Consider the following 20,646-nt stretch of genomic DNA (forward strand, 5'->3'; position numbering starts at 1 on the left):
GGGACGGGCCGCGCGGCTCGGGACCTCTCCCGAATTGGATGCCGCCCGTGGGCAATTGACCGAGGGCCAGGGGTGATCGCACCGATTCCCGGTTCGCGTCGGCCCGCCGGACGCGGCCGGTGAGCGTCCGAGACACCCAGCGCGCCAAGGTCTACGACGCCGAGCGGTTGGTGCGCGGAATGTTCGACCGTGCCGACGAGTCGGGCAGTCGCACCGTGGAGATCCACGGCTCCGGGATCACGCTTCCGATCGAGCGCCGTTTCGCGTCGGTGGAATCGGTTCAGGTCTATGCTGACAAGGTGCTCGCGCTCAATTGGGTACGGGCGCAATGGGATAGAGCCTCGTTTCCCATTCGGGTGCGGTCGCGTGCCGGAGCGGCCGCCGCCCATTACGAGGCTGCCGGCGCGGTCCTGGCGGTGCCCCTGCACACCGGCGGGACCGCGTGGGCGTTGCGTGAACTGGTCGTGTTGCACGAACTCGCGCATCACCTGGAGCCCGCCGCCGCTGCCCTCGCTTCGCACGGTCCCGAATTCTGTACGCGCTACGTGGAGTTGGTCGACGGTGTGATCGGTCCGGAAGCCGCGCTCGTGCTGCGGACCGCGCTGCTCGGCTGCGGAGTCCGTTTCGGCTGACCGTCTCGACCGTCAGGGCCGACCGTTCGACCGCGACGCGATACACCCGCTTGTTCGAATCGTGGTGACGGCGACCGATCCCGACCGAGGTGAAACGGTGTCGCGGATCGGATCAGGTGGTACCGAGCAGCGCGCTGACCCGCTCGAGTCTGTCGCGCCACCACGCGACCCGTTCCGGATCGGGGTGCCGGAACCGCAGCAGCAGTTCGGGATCGGGCCTGGCGGGTGTCCTCGGCACGGTCAGGAATCCGTCGACCGGTCGCAGCGATTCGGTGACGACATCCCCCTCGAACAGCGAGATCGTGCCGAGCCCGCACGCGTAGTCGAGTTCGGGCAGCGCGCCGGCCAGCGCCAATTGGGCCCCGAGTCCGACGCTGGTCTCCAACGCCGAGGAGACCACGCAGGGCAGACCCGCCGCCTCGGCGACCCGCAGCGCACGCCGCACCCCGCCGAGCGGAGTGCATTTGAGCACCGCGATATCGGCCGCACCCGCCACCGCGACTCGCAACGGGTCCTCCGCGCGGCGGATCGATTCGTCGGCGGCGATACGCACGTCGACCTTGCGGCGCACCTCGGCCAATTCCTCGATGGTCCGGCACGGCTGTTCGACATATTCCAGACCGCCCGCCGCCCGGTCGATCCGGGTGATGTGCGCGATCGCCGTCGCGACATCCCAGACCGCGTTGGCGTCGACACGCACCGCGCCACCGGGGCCGAGCGCGTCGCGGACCGCTTCCACCCTGGCCAGATCCTCCGACAGGGAGTCCGGATGGTCGGCGATCTTCACTTTGGCGGTGCGGCAGCCGGAATTCGTGACGATCGTGTGGGCCCGCGCCGCGTCGACGGCGGGCACCGTGCAGTTGATCGCGATCCGCTCCCGGACCGGTTCCGGCCAGCCGGTTCCCGACTGCTCGAGCGCCGTCGCCAGCCAGCCCGTCGCCTCGCGGTCGTCGTATTCGGGGAAGGGGCAGAACTCGCCCCAGCCGAGCGGGCCGGGGATCAGCATCCCCTCCCGGACGGTGATGCCACGGAATCGGGTGCGCATCGGTATCGCGTACACGACGGGTTCGGTATCGCTCATCGTGGTCAGCCTACGTCGGCCGGAATATCCGGATCGGTGGTGCCGGAGCGCCCCGGCTTGTCATCCTTGGGTAATGCGGTCGGATCGTCGGGGTGGACTGAGCGATATCGCCAGGGTGGCAGCGGCTTCGGTACTCGTGTTCGTCGTCGGTGGACTCGTGCTGGTCGCCGTCTCGGTGTACGAGGTGGTCGAGCGCGAGACCGGCGGCGGCGCGCGCTATCTACCGCTGGCCTATGTCGTCGCGTGGGCGGGCATCGTGTTCTCGGCGGTGGTGGCCGTCGAGCGGGTGGTGGCCAGGATCAGGGCGCGCAGGCCGATCGGGTGGGCACCGATCGTCGCGGTGCCGCTACTGGTCGAATCCTGGCTGGCCGGATTGCTGGTCGCGATGGTCGTGGTCTCGGTATGACGGTGGCACCCGCCACGGGGGACGGGTGCCACCGGGTTCTCACAAACGCTCGATGATGGTGGCGTTGGCGAGACCGCCTGCCTCACACATGGTTTGCAGGCCGTAGCGCGCGCCGCGTTCCTGCATGGCGTGGACCAGGGTCGTCATCAGCCGGGCACCGGACGCGCCGAGCGGGTGGCCGATGGCGATCGCGCCGCCGTTCACATTGACCCGCGAGAGGTCGGCCCCGGTGTCCTGCGCCCAGGACAGTACGACGGGGGAGAACGCCTCGTTGATCTCGACCAGGTCGATATCGGAGATCTGGAGTCCGGCGCGCTGCAACACCTTCCTGGTCGCCGGGATGACGGCGGTCAGCATCAGCAGCGGGTCGTCGCCCGCGACCGCGAAGCTGTGCAGTCGGGCCAGCGGCTTCAGGCCGAGTTCACGGGCGCGTTCGCTCGTCATGATCAGCAGGGCGGCGCTGCCGTCGCTCACCTGGCTCGCGCTGGCCGCGGTGATCGCCCAGCCGATTTCGGGGAAGCGGGCGGCCATGGCCTCGTCGTAGTAGGCGGGGCGCAACTTGCCGAGCGTTTCCAGGGTGCTGCCGACCCGGATGCCCTCGTCGGTCTCCAGGCCCGCGATCGGCGCGAGTTCGCGGGCGAAGGAACCGTTCTTCGTCGCGAGCGCGGCCTTCTCGTGGCTGCCGAGGGCGAATTCGTCGAGTTGCGTGCGGGTCAGACCCCAACGGGCCGCGATCAATTCGGCGCTGATGCCCTGTGACACCAGCCCTTCCGGGTACCGCTCGGCGAAACCGACGCCGGAGAAGTCGCCGCCGCCGATCATGCTCGCGCCCATGGGAATCCGGCCCATCGACTCCACGCCCGCCGCGACCACGATGTCGTAGGCGCCGGAGATGACGCCCTGCGCCGCGAAGTGGATGGCCTGCTGGGAACTTCCGCACTGCCGGTCGACCGTGGTGGCGGGCACCGACTCGGGATAGCCCGCGGCCAGTGCCGCGCGCCTGGTCATATTGGCGCCCTGTTCGCCGACCTGGGTGACGATGCCGCCGATCACGTCGTCGATGAGTGCGGGATCGATGCCGCTGCGGTCGACCACTTCGCGCAGGCTGTGCGCGAGCAGGTCGACGGCGTGCACATCGTGCAGCGCGCCGTTCGGCTTGCCCCGTCCGATCGGGGTGCGTACCGCCTCGACGATTACCGCGTCTCTCATGGTGCTTCCTTTCGGAGCGGGAGTCCGGCCGCTTTACCTGACTCTACTGTCCTATAGTTAAGTTAACACCTGGATATACTCGACTCAAGTCAGATTTCGCTATGATGTGCGTCATGGCAGCCGTGATGGAAGGGCCGTTGGCCGATTTGAGTTCGTGGAAACCCGATGGGTGCTCCATCGCCAAGGCGATGGATCTGATCGGCACCCGCTCCGCGATCCTGATCCTGCGCGAGGCCTATTACGGCACGCGCCGCTTCGAGGGCTTCGCGTCCCGCGTCGGGATCACCGATGCCGCGGCGGCCGCGCAACTGCGCAAACTCACCGACGCCGGACTGTTCGTCAAACGGCCGTATCGGGAAGAGGGCAAGCGCACCAGGCACGAATACGTGCTCACCCACATGGGCCGCGACCTGCTACCCGCGCTGCTCGCGCTGATGCAATGGGGCGACGCCTACCTGCAACCGGGTCCGGCTCCGCTGCTGCTGGTGGAGGAGGCGACCGGCGCGCCGGTGCGGGTGGAGGTGCGCAGCTCGACGGGTAAGGAAGTCGAGTTGGAGAAGTTGGGGGTGCGCCTCAACGAGGATTACGTGCGTGCGCTGCGGAGCGCTCGCGACCAGGCGTGAGCTACGGAGCCGGGGGAGGCGGCACGCGGCCTCCCCCGGCGATCCGCCTCAGTTCAGGCGGCTGCCGTCGGTGGCGGAGAAGAAATAGATGTGCTCGGGAGTCGTCGCCAGGTGGATCCGCGCGCCCTTCGTCGGCGGGTTACGCCAATCCGCCCGCGCCACGATGGTTTCCCCCGCGCCGTTGAGCTGCCCGGAAGTGACGGTCCGGCCGTAGACGTAGGCGTCGGAGCCGAGTTCCTCGACCACGTCGACCTCCATCTCGATACCCTCGGCGTTCGCGCCGCCGAATTCGAAATGTTCCGGCCTGATACCGGCGACCACCGAGCCCTCGCAGATATCGGCCACCGAGCGGGGCACCGGCAGCGCGTATCCGCCCAGTGTCACCGTGCCGTCCTCGACGGCGAGGGTGAACATGTTCATGGCGGGCGAACCCATGAATCCGGCGACGAAGGCGTTGGCCGGATCGCGGTAGAGGTCACGGGGGCTCGCGCACTGCTGCAACAGCCCGTCCTTGAGCACCGCGACGCGATCACCCATGGTCATCGCCTCGACCTGGTCGTGGGTGACGTAGACGGTGGTCGTCCCGAGGCGACGCTGCAACTGCGCGATCTGGGTGCGGGTCTGCACGCGCAGTTTGGCGTCCAGATTCGACAGCGGCTCGTCCATGAGGAACACCTGCGGCGAGCGCACGATCGCCCGGCCCATCGCCACCCGCTGACGCTGTCCGCCGGACAACGCCTTGGGTTTGCGATCCAGATACGGCTCCAGATCCAGCAGTTTCGCCGCCTCCAGCACCCGCTGCTGCTTCTCCGCCTTGGCGACCTTGGCGAGTTTGAGCGCGAAACCCATATTCTCCGCGACCGTCATATGCGGGTAGAGCGCGTAGTTCTGGAACACCATCGCGATATCGCGATCCTTGGGTTCGGCGCCGGTCACATCGTTCGCGCCGATCAGAATGCGTCCGCCGTTGACCTCCTCCAATCCCGCGAGCATCCGCAGCGAGGTCGACTTGCCGCATCCCGAAGGCCCGACGAGTACGAGGAATTCACCGTCGTTGATCACCAGATCCAACTGGTCGACGGCCGGTGTGGTCGCACCGGGGTAGAGCCGGGTCGCCTTGTCGAAGGTCACCGTTGCCATGACGAATACACATCCCATCACCGGCAGGAACGTGCCGGACGATCCGAGTACAGGGTTGATCGCGAATGGTAACGGATGCGCGCCCGATCCGACGCCGCACTTCGCGGATCGGACGGACTCGGCGCACGCGGGGCCCTCGCGCCCGGTCGGACTTCATCGGAGCAGATCGTCGACCACGGTGTTCGCGAGTCCGAAGGCGGTGGTCATGCCGATGCCGGAGGTCACCGAGACCACCCGCAGGCCGGGCGCGGGCTCGGCGACGAGGAATTCGGTGCGCGGTGACGTGGCGTAGATCCCGCGCCAGCGCCGCAGCACCCGCAGCGGGCGTCCGAACAATCGCGCGCCCTCGCGCAGCAGGAGTTCGGCATCGTATTCGTCGTCGAACGGCGGGTGCGTCCGGGCGTAGTGGTGGGTGTCGCCGAGAACCAGTGCGCCGTCGGGGCGCTGGGTCGACATGAGATTCATGACGACGTCGAGCAGTTCCGGAGATTCGCGCGCGATGCGTTCGCGCACGCGCGCGGCCGACGGCATGGCCGACAGTCCGCCGTAGCGCAGCATCGACGTACCGGTGAGCAGCGCGGACTCCAGGCGCAGGTCACCGGCGTCGATTTCGAGCATCTGGAGTCTGCATCGGTGGACCGACCATTCCTCGGCCAGGTCGGGGAACAGCCGGTCGACATCGTGTCCGACGGCGTGCACGGCGCGGCGTCCACGCAGGTCGCCGCGCGAGGTGCGCACGACCACCTCGTCCGCGGTCGATTCGATCCGGCCGACGTGGGTGCCTCGATGGAACCGCACGCCGTTGTCCGCGAGCCAGGCGGCCAGCGCGGGCACGGCTTCGCGAGGGTCGACGCGCAGATCGAGGGGTAGCAGCGCCGCGCCGGTGACGGTCCCGGCGGCCACCGGGAGGGCGGCGATCGCGTCGTCATCGAGCAGTGTCACCTGGTCACCGCCGCGTTCGTCGCGGAACTCCTCGAGCAGGGCGCGTTCGTCGTCGCCACGGGCGAGAACGACGGTGCCGCATTCACGCGCCGTGAATCCGGCTCGGCGTCCGAGCGTCAGCCAGCGCTCTCGTGCCGCGAGCGCGAAGGTCAGCGCCTGCCCGGTCTGCGCGGTGGCGCAGATATGACCGAAGTTGCGGACCGACGCGCCGATCGCGTGGTCGTCACGGTCGACGACGGCGACCGAGGCGCCCCGCTCGAGGGCCGCCGCGGCGTGTGCGAGACCGACGATGCCCGCCCCGACGATCACGAGATCGTATTGCGCAGTGGTGATCATGGCTCATGACGGTGGGTGGGGCACCCCGTCGCGGTCAAGGTCGGCGACCGAGTTGTTCGGACATGTTCACCCGGGATTCGCTCGATGCGGCGCGGTGGTCGACGGGAAACCCGGTCGAGTCGTGGTGTCACGCTTCCATGACCGCTGTGAAGGTCATCCGATCCCCCCGGTAGAGCGAGCGGCGCTGCTCGATCGGCACGCCGTCGGCGTCGTAGGACACGCGATTGAGCAAGAACATCGGAGTGCGCGCGTCGACGGCGAGCAACGACGCCTCCCGCGCGTCGGGCAGCACCGTCTCGATACTGTCGATCACCCGGCCGAATCGTATGCCCCGCCTGTCCAATTCGGTGTACAGCGAGGCCCGGTGATCGAAGGTCTCGACCAGCCCCGGCACCCGGTAGCCGGGTATACGTGTCCGTTCGAGACCGACGCGCACGCCGTCGGTGGTGAACACACGTTCCAATTGCACTATCGGCGAGCCGGTTTCGATGTGCAGCAGGGTCGCGAGTTCGTCGTCGGCCGGGTCGAGTGTCCAACCGACCAGGATGCGGGTGGCGGTCATGCCCTTCTCGCGGGCGGCCTCGGTGTAGGAGCCGATCGCCAGCGGCAGCACGACTTTGGGTTCCGCCACCACGGTGGCCCGGCCGCGCCGCTCGATCCGTCCCGCGACGAGTAGTTCCCGGATCGCTTGGCGCAGGGTCTCGCGGGCGACATCGTATTTTCCGGCCAGATCCCGCTCGGAAGGGAACGGATCGCCGGGCGACATCTCGTCGAGCAGGGCATCGAGGTTCTTGCGCACGATCTGGTGCTTGAGCACCCGTGGTTCCGCGTCGGCGACCATGACCAAAAGATACCATCCAGTGGTATAGACCAAACGCTCGTCCAGCGTTCACTGCCTGTTCACCGGCGTAATCCTTATTGGTCTATACCAAACGGCATCGTTCGGGTCATGCCGAACAGCACCGCCTCGCACACCGCCGTCGAACTCGTCGTCATGGATATGGCCGGGACGACCGTCACCGACGACGGACTCGTCATCGCCGCCTTCGACACGGCGGCGACCACCGTCGGCCTGGCCGAGACGGGGAAGGACCGCGACGAAGCCCGGCGGTACGTCCTCGACACGATGGGGCAGTCGAAGATCGAGGTCTTCCGCGCCCTTTTCGAGTCCGAAGACCGCGCGCAGCAGGCGAATCGCGCATTCGAGGCGGCCTACGACGCGCTCATCGACGGCGGGGTCGCACCCGTGCCCGGCGCGGTCGACGCCGTCACGCGACTGCGCGACGCCGGGATCAAAGTCGTACTGACGACCGGCTTCTCGCCGGCGACCCAGCAGCGCGTCATCGAATCGCTCGGGTGGCATGGCCTCGCCGACGCCTGGCTCGCGCCCGGTGCGGCGGGACGCGGTCGCCCGCATCCTGATCTCGTGCTCGCCGCCGCGTTGCGTAGCGAGGTCAGCGATGTCGCCGCCGTCGCCGTCGTCGGTGACACGGCAAGCGACATGCTCTCGGGCCTGCGTGCGGGCGCTTCGCTGCGCGCGGGCGTGCTCACCGGCGCCCACCGCGCGCCCGCGCTGCGCGAGGCGGGCGCGACCCACGTCATCGACAGCGTCGCCGATCTGCCCGCCCTGCTTCTCCCCTGAACCGCGAATCCACTCCACTACTCGATCGAACGGACAGCGAAACAATGATCAATGTCAATCGGCGGGTCGGCGCGGCCGCCGCCCTCCTCTGTGCCACGGCCCTCGTCGCCGCCGGATGTTCCGGGTCGGACACCGGCGCGACCACCGCGCAGGGCTTCCCCGAAACCCTCACCCTCGCCGCCATTCCGGCCGAGAACTCGACCGACCTGAAGTCGAGTTACGGCCCCGTCATCGAGCGACTGGAGCGCGAGACCGGCGCGAAGGTCGAATTCGTGCAGGCCTCCGACTACGCGGGCGTGGTCGAAGGACTCATCGCGGGCAATGTCGACCTGGCCTTCTTCGGCCCGTTCGCCTACGTCGTGGCGGGTATCAACGGCGCGAAGATGACCCCGCTCGGCGCGGTCGTCAAGAACGAGGGCACCCCGCCCGGCTATCAGTCCTACGGCATCGCGCGCGCCGACAACGCCGCCGTCAACGGACTCGCCGACTACAAGGGCAAGAAGGTCTGCTTCGTCGATCCGGGCTCGACCTCCGGATTCCTCTACCCCACAGCCGGACTCATCGAGAAGGGCGTCATCGCCTCGGGCGGCGAAGCCGATATCTCCGCAGCCATGACCCCCATCTACGCGGGCGGCCACGACGCGTCGGCACTCGCGGTCAAGAGCGGTTCCTGCGACGCGGGTTTCGCCTTCGACACCATGGTCGACAAGACCATGGTCGACAAGGGCGACCTGAAGCCGGGCGAACTCAAGACGGTGTGGAAATCCGAAACCATCGCCGGCTCGGTCTTCGTCGCGAACAACAAACTCGGCACCGCCGCCATCGACACACTGCGGACAGTATTCACCGAAGGTATGAACGCCAAGGCTTTCCAGGCCGACGGCATCTGCTCGGACGAATGCCGGATCACCGACGAGCGGGCCTGGGGCGTGGTCCCCGCGCAGGATTCCGACTACAACGGCGTCCGCCATGTCTGCGAGGTCACCGGCTCGAAGAAGTGCAAGGGCTGAATCACCCGAACGCCACACGAGCGTGGTGACGGTGCGCTGCGGCGAACCGTCACCACGCTCGTGGTCGTTGTTCGCGCGTTCCGGACGTCAGGGACCGTGGTATCCGATCTTCGCCAGCTCCCACACGGCGATGGGCACCAGCAACCACGCCGCCATGCCGACGACGAGCCCCCAACTCGGGACGAGTCGGCGGCCGAAGGGGCGCACGATCGCGAGCAGTCCGGCACTGAGCAGCGAGCAGCCCAGTGCCGCCGCGAAACCGATCGCGGGCAGTAACGCGAACAGGGAATCGCCACCGTTGCAGAGGTAGCCGGTCGAGCCCTGATGGCAGCCGTCGCTCGCCATACCCGACGGAAGTAGCAGGACAAAGGTGCCCGCGGCGCCGATGACCAGCAGGATCGACCACCCGATCCAGAACATTCCCCAGCCGCGTGCGAAGCCCGGCCGCCCGTCCGCGGTGGGCTGCTGTCGGCGACTTCGACCCATTCCGCCATTATCGGTGCGCGGTGAGGTCGTTGCGAGACCGAATCGCGGTGAGCTGCCGGGATCCGCACCGGATCAGTCGGCGGCAGAACACGTTTCGTGGAAGCCTTGGCCCACGAACTCGGGCGCGGGGAATCGCCGCCTCGCGCGAACTCATGGCACAGGCGTGGCCGGTTCCCGGGGCGGTACCTACGACGAGTGACTGTTCGTGCGCCGACCGCTTACACCATGAGAGGCCGAGCGGCAGGCGTTCACGGCGCGATGGAAGCGCGCAGCACGCCCGGTGCTGTCGGGGCCAGGACCTCGTGTGCCGCGTCGAGGGCGACCGGTGCGGCGACGACGGATTCCCAGGGGTACCGGGTGACGGTCCCGCTGAGGAATTCGACGGCCTCGCGCAGGTGACGAGGTTCGTAGTTGTGCACGCCGGTCAGGGTGAGCCAACCGCGCACGACCGCTTCGGGATTCACGGCGATGGTGGGTCCGGGGGAGACCGAGCCCGCGAGGACCAGGGTGCCGCCGAGGTCGAGCCGTGACAGCGCGCTGGTGAGAGCGGTTGTGGCGCCGGAGAAGTCGAAGGCCACGTCGACGAGATCGCCGACACCGGGGGAATCGGGCGTGCCGCCGAAAGCGGTGGCGAGGGTCCGGCGGACCGGGTCCGGATCGGCTACGGACACGACCGCCCCGCGTTCGGCGCAGGCGGCGGTCGCGGTGAGCCCGAGCATGCCCGCGCCGAGTACGAGCACGCGCTGCCCGGTCAGCGGCCCCGCCGCCTCCAGTGCGGCCATGACGGTGGCGGTGGCGCAGGCGGCGGGGGCGGCGACCGCGTCGGGAATCCGGTCGGGTACTTCGACCAGGGTGACGCCCGCGGGCAGCAGGATGTGCCGGGCGTAACCGCCCGAAAGCGGCCAGTCGCTGTCGAAGGATTCGTGCCCGACCTTGCGCACCCGTGCGCATTTGGCGGTGAATCCGGCCAGACAGCGCGCGCACTGTCCGCAGGCCGCCGTGACCGACCAGACGACACGCGTGCCGACGGCGAGCGGTGCGTCCGCGCCGGCGGCGACGATGTGGCCGACGGCTTCGTGACCGAGCACCGAAGGACACGCGGCGGGGCGATTGCCCAGCACCGTGTGCAGGTCGCTGCCGCAGACGGTGGCGAGGTCGACCCGCACCAGCGTCTGTCCCCGATCAGGCCGGGGCAGTGGTACTTCGCGCACGGTGACACCGTCGGCCGACCACACCGCGGCGTGGGTCAGACCAGGAGCGAGCGTATCCATCCGGACACCCTTTCGACGAGGTAGACGAGGACGAACACCACGAGCACGATCGCTCCGGCGACCTCGAAATTCAGTGTGCGAATCGATTCGAAGAGCAGGAATCCGATGCCGCCCGCGCCGACGATGCCGAGCACGGTCGAGGTGCGGATATTGACGTCGAGCAGATACAGGCCCGATCCGACGATCGACGGCATCGCCTGCGGAATCACCGCGGCGAACAACGTCTTCCACCAACCGCCGCCCACCGCGCGAACGGCCTCGAGGGGGCCCGGGTCGATCTCCTCGACGGCGTCGGCGACGAGTTTGCCGAGGAATCCGACCGACCCGATGGCCAGTGCGCAGGTGCCTGCGACCGGCCCGAGGCCGAGTGCCGCGACGAAGATCACCGCGAGGATGAGTTCGGGAACCGCGCGTACGACCAGGATCCAGGCGCGGGCCGCCCAGAACACCGTCGGATGCGGCGCGATGTTGTTCGCCGCGAGAATTCCGACGGGTAGCGAGAGCACCACGCCGATCGCGGTGGCGACCAGTCCGATGGCGATGGTCTGCACCACCGCGTCGACGAGTTCACCGCCCAGCGCGCCGAAATCCGGTGGCAGCATTCGGCCGCACACCTCGGCGGCGGGTCCGACCCAGGTGATCAGCGACCACGGGTCGATCTCGAGCACGACCAGCGCCGCGATCGTGGCCGTCGCGACGACGGTGCCGAGGGTGACGCGCGCGACCCGCTCGCGGCCCGGATGCGGTGTCGTCGGGGCGAGCAGCAGTCCGCGGACCAGGATCGCCAGTAGTTCCATCGCGGCGATGATCAGCAGGATCACCCCGACGATGCCGAGCGCGCGCGGATAGGTGAGTCCACGCAGCGCGTCCTGCAACGCGAATCCGATACCGCCCGCGCCGACGAAACCGAGGACCACCGAGGTGCGCAGATTGATGTCGACGCGATACACGAAGACGCCGATCCATGCCGGAACGACCTGCGGCACCACCGCGTTGATCATCTCCCTGACGTATCCGACACCGGTGGTGCGCACCGCTTCGCGTGGTCCCGGATCGGTCTGTTCGATCGCGTCGGCGAAGAGTTTGCCGAGCATTCCGATGGAGTGCAGGGCCAACGCCAGCACGCCGGGCAGCACTCCGATGCCGAGACCGCGGACGAGCAGCGCCGCGATCAGCAGATCGGGCATCGCGCGGCAGAACGTGATCAGCGCGCGTGCCGCCGCGTGCACGACGGGGTGCGGTGTGGTGTTGCGTGCGGCGAGGAACGCCAGCGGCACCGACGCGATGGTGGCGAGCACCGTGCCGAGTACCGCCATCAGCAATGTCTCGATCGCCAAAACGCTGATACGACCCGGATCGTCAAGGCGCGGCGGCAGCATGCGTTCCAGCAGCGCGGCGATCTCGTCGAGCCCGTCGACGAGGGTGGCGGGCGCGAATTCGAGATAGTCGGCGGCGGCGAAGACCGCGACCAGACCCGCGATCGACAGGATGCGCAGCGTCGAGGGCCGGGGCGAACCTCGGCCGTCGACGCGGTCGCGCCGTCGGGTGAGCAGCGTGCTCATCGTCGATCGGTCCGCAGTCCGGCATCGGCCTGTTCGGCCGGGTCGACGCGCCGGTAGATCTCCATCACCGATTCGCGTGACAATCCGACGGCGGCCCGGTCGAGCACCTTCTGCCCGCCGCGCAGCCCGATCAGCCGATGCGCCCAGCCCAGCGCCAGATCGACCTGGTGCAGCGTGCACACGACGGTGAGCTGTTCCTCGATACAGACCCGGAACAGCAGATCCATCACCACGCCCGCGTTCTCCGGGTCGAGCGAGGCGACCGGTTCGTCGGCGAGTACCAGTCGCGGGCGCTGCATCAGCATTCGCGCGATGGCGACCCGCTGCTGCTGGCCGCCGGACAGACTGTCCGCGCGTCGATCGGCGAGATCGGCGAGCCCGACCCGATCGAGGTGCGCCAGCGCGTCGCGGCGCATCCGGGTGGGATAGGTCAGCGCGCCGTAGCGGGGCAGGCGCAAGCGGCCGAGACCGCCGATGAGCACGTTCTCCAGGCAGCTGAGCCGTCCGACGAGATTGAACTGCTGGAACACGAATCCGACGTCGCGGCGCAGGGCGCGCAAACGCGCGGAGGAGGCCGTGTCGACGCGGGTGCCGCCGACCTCGACGGTTCCCGAGGTGATCGGATGCAATCCGTTGAGGCAGCGCAGCAGCGTGGACTTTCCCGATCCGGACAGGCCGAGCAGCACCACCAATTCGCTGCGGTGCACGTCGAAGGAGATATCCCGCAGCGCCGTCACCGACCCGAAGGTCTTGGTGACCGAACGGGCCGCGATGACGACGTCGTCGCCCGCGACCGGCGGTGGAAGCACAGGGGTGGACATCGGCCTCAGCCCTCGCGTCCGACGGTCGGCGTGATTGCGGACGCGGCGAGCGCGGCGCGAGCTGTAGTGGTCATCAGAGTCCCGGGGTCGAACCGACAGGGGCGCCGCGCCCGGACGAGATGCGAGGCGGTACGAGGACACTGTCATGATTGGTATAGACCAATCGACGTACGGTCGGCCAACGCCCGGTGAACTCTTGGTATAGACCAGCTGCGCAAGCGGGGCGACGTGCGGAGCGGCGCGAAACGCTAGGCGTCGAAGTGCGGCTGCGGCGAGCGCGCACCGATAGCGGGGAACGTCCGTGTACCGCCCGATTACACGGTGAACAGGCGTTCGGAGGCGGCCAGCGGCGGAAACATGTCGGAGATCTCGGCCACCAGATGCCACGGGCGGGTGGTGTCGGTGGTGGCCTTGCCGCTGGTGAGGACGGCGCCCGCGAGACCGCGTGCCGGGTCGGCCCAGCCGTACTGGGTGGTCAGGCCGCTGCGGCCGAAGTGGGTCGCGGTGTCGCGGCCGAATTTCGATCTGCGGCCGCCCAATTCGAATCCGGCGCGGCTGACCCGGCCCGCGAGGCCGGGCAGCCACGGGGCCGGGGCGACGGCCATGCGCAGGGTGTCCGGCTCGAGAATCCGGACACCGTCGAGTTCGCCTCCGCGCGTGAGTATTTCGTAGAATCGGGACAGTTCGTAGGCGGTGGTGACGAGATTTCCCGAGGGAAGTTCGGCGGTGAGGAAGGACGCGGTCGCGGCGTCGGATCGGGAGGGTCCGCCCATACCGCCGCCGAGTGCTTTGCGCGCCACGAACCGGGACAGTCGCGACGGGCCGGGTCCGGTCTTGACGCTGGGCACCACGCGGTCGACATCGGCGGGATCGACGCCGAAGTTGTTCCAGCGGAAGCCCAACGGCGTGAGCACGCGCTCGCCGAGGTGTTCGCGCATCCGCTTGCCGGTGGCTCGTTGGACCAGTAGTCGCTGGATCAGTCCGCTGGTCAGCGCGTGGTAGATGCGGAAACGGCCCGGCGGCCAGCTGGGAACCAGATCCGCGAGCCCGCGTACTGCCAATTCCTCGTCGACGATCAGCTGGAAACCCCGGTAGGGCTTGGTGACGAACGGCACGCCCGCCGAATGCGCGAGCACGTGACCGATGGTGATCGCCGACTTGCCGTTGGCCGCGAATTCCGGAATGTATTCGGCCACCGGATCTTCCAGACGGAACGCGCCCTGTTCGACGAGCATGGACATCACCGTCGCCGCGACGCCCTTGGCGGTGGAGAAACCGCAGAACGGGGTTTCCGTGGTCACGAGCACCTTGTCCGCGTCGGGGGCGTCGCGTGGGCCGTTGCCCCAGCCGTGCCCGATCGCGCGATTCAGCACGATCTGTCCACGGTGACGCAGGCAGATCTGGATGGCGGGGGTGGTGCCGAGCCGGTACCACGACTGCACCGAGGACCACAGCGCTTCGATATCGGCGCGGGTCGGTCCGGCGTCGGTCGGGTCGTCTTCGTGGCCGACGGTCGTCACCGAGTCCAGGTCGGTGGTCACGGTCACCAGGGTGTCGGGAGCTGGCTTCACCTCGGCGAGCCTATCGACCGGACCTGATCGGCGGCTGAGTGCCGCGCTAACCGGGATGGACGACCATGACGGGGCACCTGGCCCGCTGGACCAGCGTCGCGCTGGTCGAACCGAGCATGAACCGCGCGAAACGCCCGCGTCCCCGGCTGCCGACCACGAGCAGTCGCGCCGTCTGCGACCAGGCCAGCAGTTGATCGCGCGGCGTCCCGCGTTCGACGCGGCGCTGTAGGTCGACGGACGGGTAGCGCTCACGCCAGCCCGCCAACCGCTCGGCGAGCAACGCCCGATCGGGCGCCGACACGTCGACGGGTTCGTCGGACGCCGCGAGCAGGCGGGAGAACCGGCCCGCGTACGGGTCGGCCCAGCTGTGCACCGCGATCAGCGGAGCCGAGGCCACGGCGGCTTCCCGGAAGGCCACGCCGGTCGCGGCATCGCTGACCGGACTGCCGTCGATCCCGACCACCACCGGCGCGGACGGTGATGCCTCGGGTTCCCCGGCGCGGACCACGACCACCGCGCCGCGTGCGCGGCTGACGACCGACAGCAGGATCGAGCCGAGGCGGCCCAGCCCGACGCTGTCGGTGGGGCTGCCGAGGACGACGAGGTGCGCGGATTCCGAACGGTCGACCAATAGTTGACCAGGATCACCCGATTCGAGTCGCGGGGTGATTGCCGGGGCGGTCGGATCGGTCTGTTCGGCGAGTCGGGTCGCCTCGGTGACGATCGACTCGCCGATCGCGGTCGTCTGTTCGCGGGATCGCACGGCGAACCCGTCGGTGTCGAGATCCATGCCGTGGACGATCACCAGTTCACGTTGCCGTCGCGCCGCTGCCTTCGCCGCCCAGCGCACCGCAGCGTCCGATGCCTCGGTGCCGTCGACACCGACCACGACCGGCGCCGATGCCAGCGAATGTGGGTCGACGGAATCGGAGCGGGTCACGAGCGGACCCGGAGGGGGAGATCGGTCACCGCGGCCTCCGTTCGGATGGGCTTCGATACGGCGAGTCCGGGCGCGGCCCACCGCGCGAGCGTTACGCACGGACCCCGTCGTGGCACTCCGAATACGCCCGAAGGTGATGTTGCCACGATATTGCCGATGGTGGGTCGGGTCGACCGTATCCGTATCGGGAACGATCACCGGGCCGGAAGACGATCACGGCGGTAGCCTCGATCGGGGAACCCACCCGAGTGACGAGGAGCGCCCGATGAGCCGTCCTGTTCGTATCGGAGTTCAGCTGCAACCACAGCACGCGCCCACCTACGGACTCATCCGCGACGCCGTGTTGCGCAGCGAGGACGCCGGTGTCGACATCGTGTTCAACTGGGACCATTTCTTCCCGCTGACCGGCGATCCGGCCGGTGCGCATTTCGAATGCTGGACCATGCTCGGCGCGTTCGCCGAACAGACCGAACGGGTGGAGATCGGCGCGCTGGTCACCGGCGGCGGCTACCGCAACCCCGATCTGCTCGCCGACATGGCCCGCACCGTCGACCACATCAGCGGCGGCCGCCTGATCCTCGGCCTCGGCGCGGGCTGGTTCGAACGCGACTACGACGAATACGGTTACGACTTCGGCACGCCGGGCACTCGCCTGGCCCTGCTGAAGGAGAGTCTGGAACGCCTCACCGCCCGGTTGGCGAAGCTGAATCCGGCACCGACGCGCGAGATTCCGATCCTCATCGGCGGTGGCGGCGAGAAGAAGACCCTGCGGCTGGTCGCTCAGTACGCGCATATGTGGCACACCTTCGCCGATCTGGATGTCCTCGCGCACAAGAACAAGGTGCTGGCCGAACATTGCGAGGCCGTCGGCACCGATCAGTCGCGTATCGAGCGTTCGGTGCAGTGGCCGGGGACCGAGCGGGCGGCCGACTTCGTCGCCGCGGGTGTCACGACGTTCACCGTCGGGGTCAGTGGACCGTCCTACGACCTGAGCGAAGTGATCGGCGCTATTCGTTGGCGCGACGAGGTGAACCCGGAGCCGGTCACCGGGATCGCCTGAGAACGACCCGGGCCCGCTCGGGGTTGCCAGGCCGACCGTATGCCGGGTGACTTCCGCTCACCGTGAGCGAAAGTGGATCGGCAGGAAATGGGCGCGACCACGGTGGATTGCCACGGGGTAACCGGGACCCTGAGGCTAGGGTTTTTCACATGGCTGGTCTGCCCGCTGTGCGGTCTCGTGCGTTGATCGCCGTGCTGTTGCTCGCTGTCGCGTTCCTGGCTGCGGGTTGTGGTTCCGGTGACGATTCGACGACGGGACGTGATCTGTGTTCGCCGCCGGGGATGAGCGCGGCCTCCGCCGCCCCCACGAATCTGGCGTCCTCGGCGTCGGCGGGACCGGACCGGTTCACCACCGCGAACTCGGTGCCGCCGCAGTCCGTCGACATCGGCAAACTCGGCCTCATCACGCCGGGCACGCTCAGTGTCGGCACACTGTCGGACGCTCCGCCGAGTATCTGCGTGAACGCGCAGGGGGCGTTCACCGGTTTCGACAATCAACTGCTCGAGGCGGTGGCCGCGAAAATCGGTCTGCGGGTGGAGTTCTCCGGCACCGAGTTCGCCGGACTGCTGGCGCAGGTGGCGGGTAGGCGTTTCGACGTCGGCTCCTCCAACATCACCACCACCGACGCGCGCCGTCAGCTGGTCGGATTCACCAACGGTTACGACTTCGGCTATTTCGCGCTCGTCGTCCCCGCGGGCAGTCCGATCAAGGGATTCGCCGACCTGAATTCCGGCAGCAGGATCGCGGTGGTGCAGGGCACGGTGCAGGACGATTACGTCGTCAACACCCTGAAGCTGGATCCGGTGAAATTCCCGGATTACAACACCGCCTACGCGAATTTGAAATCAGGTCAGGTCGACGCCTGGGTCGCGCCGTCGGCGCAGGCGGAGGGTGCGATCAAACCGGGCGACGGCACGTCGGTCGTACAGAATGCCTTCAGCCTGGACAATTTCGCGGCCTGGGCGGTCGGCAAAGGTAATCAGCCGCTCATCGACGCGCTCAACAGCGGACTCGACGCGGTGATCGCCGACGGCACCTACGCGCGCCTCTACACCGACTGGGTGCCCCGCCAACTACCGCCGGGCTGGAAACCCGGCTCCAAGGCCGCCCCGGTGCCGCAACTGCCGGATTTCGCGGCCGTGGCCGCCGAACAGCAATCCGACGACACCGCGCCGAACGCCCCGAAATCGACATTCCAGCAGTTGCGCGAGACCTTCTTCGACTGGTCGCTCTACCGCGAGGCCTTTCCGGATCTGTTGCGGACCGGCTTGCCCAATACCCTGATTCTCGCGGTGGTTTCGGGATTTCTCGGCACCGTCATCGGCATGCTCCTCGCGGTGGCCGGTATTTCGAGAACACGCTGGTTGCGCTGGCCCGCACGGGTGTACACCGATATCTTCCGCGGCCTGCCCGCCGTGGTGATCATCCTGTTGATCGGCCTCGGCGTCGGGCCCGTGGTCAAGAATCTCACCGGCAACAATCCGTACTGGCTCGGCGCCGTCGCCCTCGCGCTGCTGGCCTCCGCCTATATCGGTGAGATATTCCGTTCCGGCATCCAGTCCGTCGAGCCGGGGCAATTGGAAGCGGCCCGTGCCATCGGATTCGGGTACACCCAGTCGATGGTGCTGGTGGTGATTCCGCAGGGCGTGCGACGGGTGCTGCCCGCGTTGATGAATCAATTCATCGCGCTCATCAAGGATTCCTCGCTGATCTACTTCCTCGGTCTGCTCGCCAGTCAGCGCGAACTGTTCGCGGTCGGACGTGATCTCAACGCGCAGACCGGAAATCTGTCGCCGCTGGTCGCCGCCGGTCTGGTGTATCTGGCACTGACCATTCCGCTGACGCACCTGGTCAACTACATCGATCGGCGTATGCGCACCGGCAGGCCCGACCGGCCCATCGATGAACTCGAACAGGCAACCATCACGGAAGGACGCTGACCGATGAGCGAGACGACCACCGGCGCCGCCCTGACCGGGACCGACCTGCATCTGACCCTCGGCAACAATCACGTGCTGCGCGGTATCGACATCCACGTCGAGGCGGGCCGCACGGCCACCGTCATCGGTCCGTCGGGTTCGGGCAAGTCGACATTGCTGCGGGTGCTGAACCGCCTGTACGAGCCCGATCGCGGCGATGTGCTGCTGGACGGGAAATCGGTGCTCACCGAAGATCCGGACCGGCTGCGTCAGCGCATCGGCATGGTTTTCCAGCAGTTCAATCTCTTCCCGCATATGACCGTCGTGCAGAACGTGGCACTCGGGCCGCGCAAATTACGCGGATTGTCCAAGGAGGCCGCGCGGGCCGCGGCGATCGAGCAGCTGGAGATCGTCGGGCTGGCCGGGAAGGCGAACGCGCGGCCCGCGAATCTGTCCGGTGGTCAGCAGCAGCGGGTGGCCATCGCGCGTGCGCTGGCCATGCGCCCGCAGATCATGTTCTTCGACGAGGCCACCTCGGCGCTCGACCCGGAATTGGTCAAGGGGGTACTCGCGCTCATGGCCGAGCTCGCCTCCGGCGGTATGTCCATGGTCGTGGTGACCCACGAGATGGGTTTCGCGCGCAGCGTCTCCGACAGCGTCGTCTTCATGGACGCCGGACAGGTCGTCGAGACGGGTACGCCCGACGCGCTCTTCGAGGACGCGCAGACCGACCGACTGCGCAGATTCCTGTCCCAGGTGCTCTGATCACGATCCGGCATACAGATGGTTACCTGCAATGATGCGCACCTGATAATGTGTTCACGTTCACAGATTCACCTGTCCGTCGGTATGGAGGAGGCATTCTGATGACCACAGCACATGTCGAGCACACCGAACACGCGCACGTCCACGGGCCCGACTGCGGGCACGTCGCGGTACCGCACGGTGACCACGTCGACTACGTTCACGACGGACATCTGCACCGCGCCCACAACGGACATTTCGACGAGTGCGAGCCGGCGGGTCACACCGAACACACGACCCACGACCACGTGCACGGCGAGGGCTGCGGGCATGTCGCGGTGCCGCACGGTGATCACGTCGACTACGTTCACGACGGACATCGCCACGCCCCGCACAACGGGCATTACGACGAGCACTGACGGGCAGCCCGGACGCTGATCGGGTAAACCGACACCGGGGGACAGGGAAGACTCCGGTAGCGCGCTTACCCGGTCGCGACATCGAAAAGAACGAACGCGGCCCGGTCCCGCTACCCGCGACCCGGTGGTGTCACTCCCGCCGGGCCGATCGCGTCGGTGGGCAGGACTAGAGTCGGCGCCGTGATCGAGGCGATCAAGATTCCGACCGAGGCAGGTACCTTCGACGCGCTGGCCTGCGGTGCTTCCGGCGGCAGGGAAGTGATGCTGCTGCACGGGTTTCCGGAGGCGGCGATCGAATGGGAATTCCAGCTCGGCGCGCTCGGTAACGGCGGCTGCCAGGTCGTCGCCCCCGATCTGCGCGGCTACTCACCGGGGGTCCGGCCGGAGCGGGTCGACGCCTATCGCCTGGAGGAATTCGTCGGCGATGTGATCGCGATCGCCGACGAACTCGGTTGGCAGCGTTTCGATCTCGTCGGCCACGACTCAGGCGGCTACATCGGTTGGTCCGCCGCGGCGGCGTTTCCGCAGCGCGTCCGCACCCTCGCCGCGATCTCCACGCCGCATCCGGCCGCTTTCCTGCGCGCACTCACCGAGGACGAGGACCAGGCCCAGCGTTCCCAGTACTTCGAACTGCTCCGCAGGCCGCGCGTCGCCGAACGGATTCTGCTCGCCGACGGCGCCACCGCACTGCGCAAGATCTTCGACTGGAAGGTCCCCGAGGAGCGTGTCGAGGACTACGTCCACCGGCTGACCCAGCCCGAGGCGCTCACCGCGGCACTGAATTGGTATCGCGCGATGCACCTCGCGGGCCCCACCCCACCCGTCGAGGTCC

At 68.1% G+C, this 20,646-nt stretch carries 21 protein-coding genes; 10 read left to right on the forward strand and 11 right to left on the reverse strand.

Features of this window, described 5'->3' with window-relative positions:
• Positions 1-119: 119 nt before the first annotated feature.
• Positions 120-632: a TIGR04338 family metallohydrolase gene (locus JZ792_RS36430; RefSeq protein WP_216917452.1), complete on the forward strand. Its 513-nt coding sequence runs from the start codon at positions 120-122 to the stop codon at positions 630-632.
• 112 nt (positions 633-744) lie between these two features.
• Here the strand turns inward: JZ792_RS36430 and JZ792_RS36435 are convergent, their stop codons facing one another.
• Positions 745-1,713: an o-succinylbenzoate synthase gene (locus JZ792_RS36435; protein ID WP_216917453.1), complete on the reverse strand. Its 969-nt coding sequence runs from the start codon at positions 1,711-1,713 to the stop codon at positions 745-747.
• Positions 1,714-1,786: 73 nt separating this feature from the next.
• Here JZ792_RS36435 and JZ792_RS36440 point away from each other — a divergent pair, with 73 nt between their 5' ends.
• On the forward strand, positions 1,787-2,119 hold the full coding sequence (locus tag JZ792_RS36440) for a hypothetical protein (RefSeq protein ID WP_216917454.1): 333 nt from the start codon (positions 1,787-1,789) through the stop codon (positions 2,117-2,119).
• Positions 2,120-2,158: 39 nt separating this feature from the next.
• Here JZ792_RS36440 and JZ792_RS36445 read toward each other — a convergent pair whose 3' ends face one another.
• Entirely contained in the window at positions 2,159-3,328 is a 1,170-nt protein-coding gene (locus tag JZ792_RS36445; protein WP_109523059.1) for a thiolase family protein, read from the reverse strand.
• A 101-nt stretch (positions 3,329-3,429) separates the two neighbouring features.
• On the opposite strand from JZ792_RS36445, the gene JZ792_RS36450 reads away from it, so the two are divergent.
• The gene (locus JZ792_RS36450; protein ID WP_216917455.1) at positions 3,430-3,951 is read left to right on the forward strand and encodes a winged helix-turn-helix transcriptional regulator; all 522 of its coding nucleotides are present in this window, start codon (positions 3,430-3,432) and stop codon (positions 3,949-3,951) included.
• Positions 3,952-3,999: 48 nt separating this feature from the next.
• On the opposite strand, the gene JZ792_RS36455 is transcribed toward JZ792_RS36450, so the two are convergent.
• The 3 genes from JZ792_RS36455 to JZ792_RS36465 all read right to left on the reverse strand — a co-directional run bounded on the left by JZ792_RS36455 (position 4,000) and on the right by JZ792_RS36465 (position 7,210).
• A complete protein-coding gene (locus JZ792_RS36455) occupies positions 4,000-5,091 on the reverse strand; it encodes an ABC transporter ATP-binding protein (RefSeq protein WP_216917456.1) in 1,092 nt (363 codons plus the stop codon).
• Between the two features lie 153 nt (positions 5,092-5,244).
• Positions 5,245-6,369 (reverse strand): TIGR03364 family FAD-dependent oxidoreductase, encoded by a 1,125-nt coding sequence (locus JZ792_RS36460; protein WP_216917457.1) that lies wholly within the window; start codon positions 6,367-6,369, stop codon positions 5,245-5,247.
• Positions 6,370-6,496: 127 nt separating this feature from the next.
• A complete protein-coding gene (locus JZ792_RS36465; protein WP_216917458.1) occupies positions 6,497-7,210 on the reverse strand; it encodes a GntR family transcriptional regulator in 714 nt (237 codons plus the stop codon).
• Positions 7,211-7,318: 108 nt separating this feature from the next.
• On the opposite strand from JZ792_RS36465, the gene JZ792_RS36470 reads away from it, so the two are divergent.
• Together JZ792_RS36470 and JZ792_RS36475 are read left to right on the forward strand one after the other, a co-directional pair.
• Positions 7,319-8,011 (forward strand): phosphonatase-like hydrolase, encoded by a 693-nt coding sequence (locus JZ792_RS36470; protein WP_216917459.1) that lies wholly within the window; start codon positions 7,319-7,321, stop codon positions 8,009-8,011.
• 44 nt (positions 8,012-8,055) lie between these two features.
• Positions 8,056-9,021 (forward strand): phosphate/phosphite/phosphonate ABC transporter substrate-binding protein, encoded by a 966-nt coding sequence (locus tag JZ792_RS36475; RefSeq protein ID WP_216917460.1) that lies wholly within the window; start codon positions 8,056-8,058, stop codon positions 9,019-9,021.
• 87 nt (positions 9,022-9,108) lie between these two features.
• On the opposite strand, the gene JZ792_RS36480 is transcribed toward JZ792_RS36475, so the two are convergent.
• The 6 genes from JZ792_RS36480 to JZ792_RS36505 form a co-directional block, all read right to left on the reverse strand.
• Positions 9,109-9,507, reverse strand: coding sequence for a hypothetical protein (locus tag JZ792_RS36480; protein ID WP_216917461.1), 399 nt, complete (start codon positions 9,505-9,507; stop codon positions 9,109-9,111).
• A 248-nt stretch (positions 9,508-9,755) separates the two neighbouring features.
• Positions 9,756-10,778, reverse strand: coding sequence for a zinc-binding dehydrogenase (locus JZ792_RS36485; RefSeq protein WP_216917462.1), 1,023 nt, complete (start codon positions 10,776-10,778; stop codon positions 9,756-9,758).
• Positions 10,754-12,340, reverse strand: a complete 1,587-nt coding sequence (phnE, locus tag JZ792_RS36490; RefSeq protein WP_216917463.1) for a phosphonate ABC transporter, permease protein PhnE — start codon at positions 12,338-12,340, stop codon at positions 10,754-10,756. Before phnE ends, JZ792_RS36485 begins: the two co-directional genes overlap by 25 nt.
• The gene (gene phnC, locus JZ792_RS36495; RefSeq protein WP_216917464.1) at positions 12,337-13,161 is read right to left on the reverse strand and encodes a phosphonate ABC transporter ATP-binding protein; all 825 of its coding nucleotides are present in this window, start codon (positions 13,159-13,161) and stop codon (positions 12,337-12,339) included. Before phnC ends, phnE begins: the two co-directional genes overlap by 4 nt.
• A gap of 314 nt (positions 13,162-13,475) precedes the next feature.
• The gene (locus tag JZ792_RS36500; RefSeq protein ID WP_308165596.1) at positions 13,476-14,732 is read right to left on the reverse strand and encodes a serine hydrolase; all 1,257 of its coding nucleotides are present in this window, start codon (positions 14,730-14,732) and stop codon (positions 13,476-13,478) included.
• Between the two features lie 46 nt (positions 14,733-14,778).
• Positions 14,779-15,672: a universal stress protein gene (locus JZ792_RS36505; protein WP_216917465.1), complete on the reverse strand. Its 894-nt coding sequence runs from the start codon at positions 15,670-15,672 to the stop codon at positions 14,779-14,781.
• A gap of 265 nt (positions 15,673-15,937) precedes the next feature.
• Between JZ792_RS36505 and JZ792_RS36510 the strand changes: the two genes are divergently transcribed.
• The 5 genes from JZ792_RS36510 to JZ792_RS36530 all read left to right on the forward strand — a co-directional run.
• The gene (locus JZ792_RS36510) at positions 15,938-16,732 is read left to right on the forward strand and encodes an LLM class F420-dependent oxidoreductase (RefSeq protein WP_216917466.1); all 795 of its coding nucleotides are present in this window, start codon (positions 15,938-15,940) and stop codon (positions 16,730-16,732) included.
• A gap of 149 nt (positions 16,733-16,881) precedes the next feature.
• Complete coding sequence (locus JZ792_RS36515) at positions 16,882-18,672, forward strand: ABC transporter substrate-binding protein/permease (protein WP_216917467.1); 1,791 nt, start codon at positions 16,882-16,884, stop codon at positions 18,670-18,672.
• Positions 18,673-18,675: 3 nt separating this feature from the next.
• Complete coding sequence (locus JZ792_RS36520; protein WP_216917468.1) at positions 18,676-19,416, forward strand: amino acid ABC transporter ATP-binding protein; 741 nt, start codon at positions 18,676-18,678, stop codon at positions 19,414-19,416.
• A gap of 101 nt (positions 19,417-19,517) precedes the next feature.
• Positions 19,518-19,814, forward strand: a complete 297-nt coding sequence (locus JZ792_RS36525) for a hypothetical protein (protein ID WP_405178789.1) — start codon at positions 19,518-19,520, stop codon at positions 19,812-19,814.
• Between the two features lie 180 nt (positions 19,815-19,994).
• The coding region (locus tag JZ792_RS36530; protein WP_308165597.1) for an alpha/beta fold hydrolase at positions 19,995-20,646 on the forward strand (652 nt) is incomplete at its 3' end.

The sequence above is a fragment of the Nocardia noduli genome, from assembly GCF_019038455.1.
Classification (GTDB): Bacteria; Actinomycetota; Actinomycetes; order Mycobacteriales; family Mycobacteriaceae; genus Nocardia; species Nocardia noduli.

Bases quoted from the DNA above. Each gene is read 5' to 3' on its own strand.
- JZ792_RS36525 (WP_405178789.1), top strand. From the start codon at position 19,518: ATGACCACAGCACATGTCGAGCACACCGAACACGCGCACGTCCACGGG.
- JZ792_RS36515 (WP_216917467.1), top strand. From the start codon at position 16,882: ATGGCTGGTCTGCCCGCTGTGCGGTCTCGTGCGTTGATCGCCGTGCTG.
- JZ792_RS36465 (WP_216917458.1), bottom strand. From the start codon at position 7,210: ATGGTCGCCGACGCGGAACCACGGGTGCTCAAGCACCAGATCGTGCGC.
- JZ792_RS36455 (WP_216917456.1), bottom strand. From the start codon at position 5,091: ATGGCAACGGTGACCTTCGACAAGGCGACCCGGCTCTACCCCGGTGCG.
- JZ792_RS36510 (WP_216917466.1), top strand. From the start codon at position 15,938: ATGAGCCGTCCTGTTCGTATCGGAGTTCAGCTGCAACCACAGCACGCG.
- phnC (WP_216917464.1), bottom strand. From the start codon at position 13,161: ATGTCCACCCCTGTGCTTCCACCGCCGGTCGCGGGCGACGACGTCGTC.
- JZ792_RS36460 (WP_216917457.1), bottom strand. From the start codon at position 6,369: ATGATCACCACTGCGCAATACGATCTCGTGATCGTCGGGGCGGGCATC.
- JZ792_RS36435 (WP_216917453.1), bottom strand. From the start codon at position 1,713: ATGAGCGATACCGAACCCGTCGTGTACGCGATACCGATGCGCACCCGA.
- JZ792_RS36470 (WP_216917459.1), top strand. From the start codon at position 7,319: ATGCCGAACAGCACCGCCTCGCACACCGCCGTCGAACTCGTCGTCATG.
- JZ792_RS36445 (WP_109523059.1), bottom strand. From the start codon at position 3,328: ATGAGAGACGCGGTAATCGTCGAGGCGGTACGCACCCCGATCGGACGG.
- JZ792_RS36450 (WP_216917455.1), top strand. From the start codon at position 3,430: ATGATGTGCGTCATGGCAGCCGTGATGGAAGGGCCGTTGGCCGATTTG.
- JZ792_RS36520 (WP_216917468.1), top strand. From the start codon at position 18,676: ATGAGCGAGACGACCACCGGCGCCGCCCTGACCGGGACCGACCTGCAT.
- phnE (WP_216917463.1), bottom strand. From the start codon at position 12,340: ATGAGCACGCTGCTCACCCGACGGCGCGACCGCGTCGACGGCCGAGGT.
- JZ792_RS36480 (WP_216917461.1), bottom strand. From the start codon at position 9,507: ATGGGTCGAAGTCGCCGACAGCAGCCCACCGCGGACGGGCGGCCGGGC.
- JZ792_RS36485 (WP_216917462.1), bottom strand. From the start codon at position 10,778: ATGGATACGCTCGCTCCTGGTCTGACCCACGCCGCGGTGTGGTCGGCC.
- JZ792_RS36440 (WP_216917454.1), top strand. From the start codon at position 1,787: ATGCGGTCGGATCGTCGGGGTGGACTGAGCGATATCGCCAGGGTGGCA.
- JZ792_RS36475 (WP_216917460.1), top strand. From the start codon at position 8,056: ATGATCAATGTCAATCGGCGGGTCGGCGCGGCCGCCGCCCTCCTCTGT.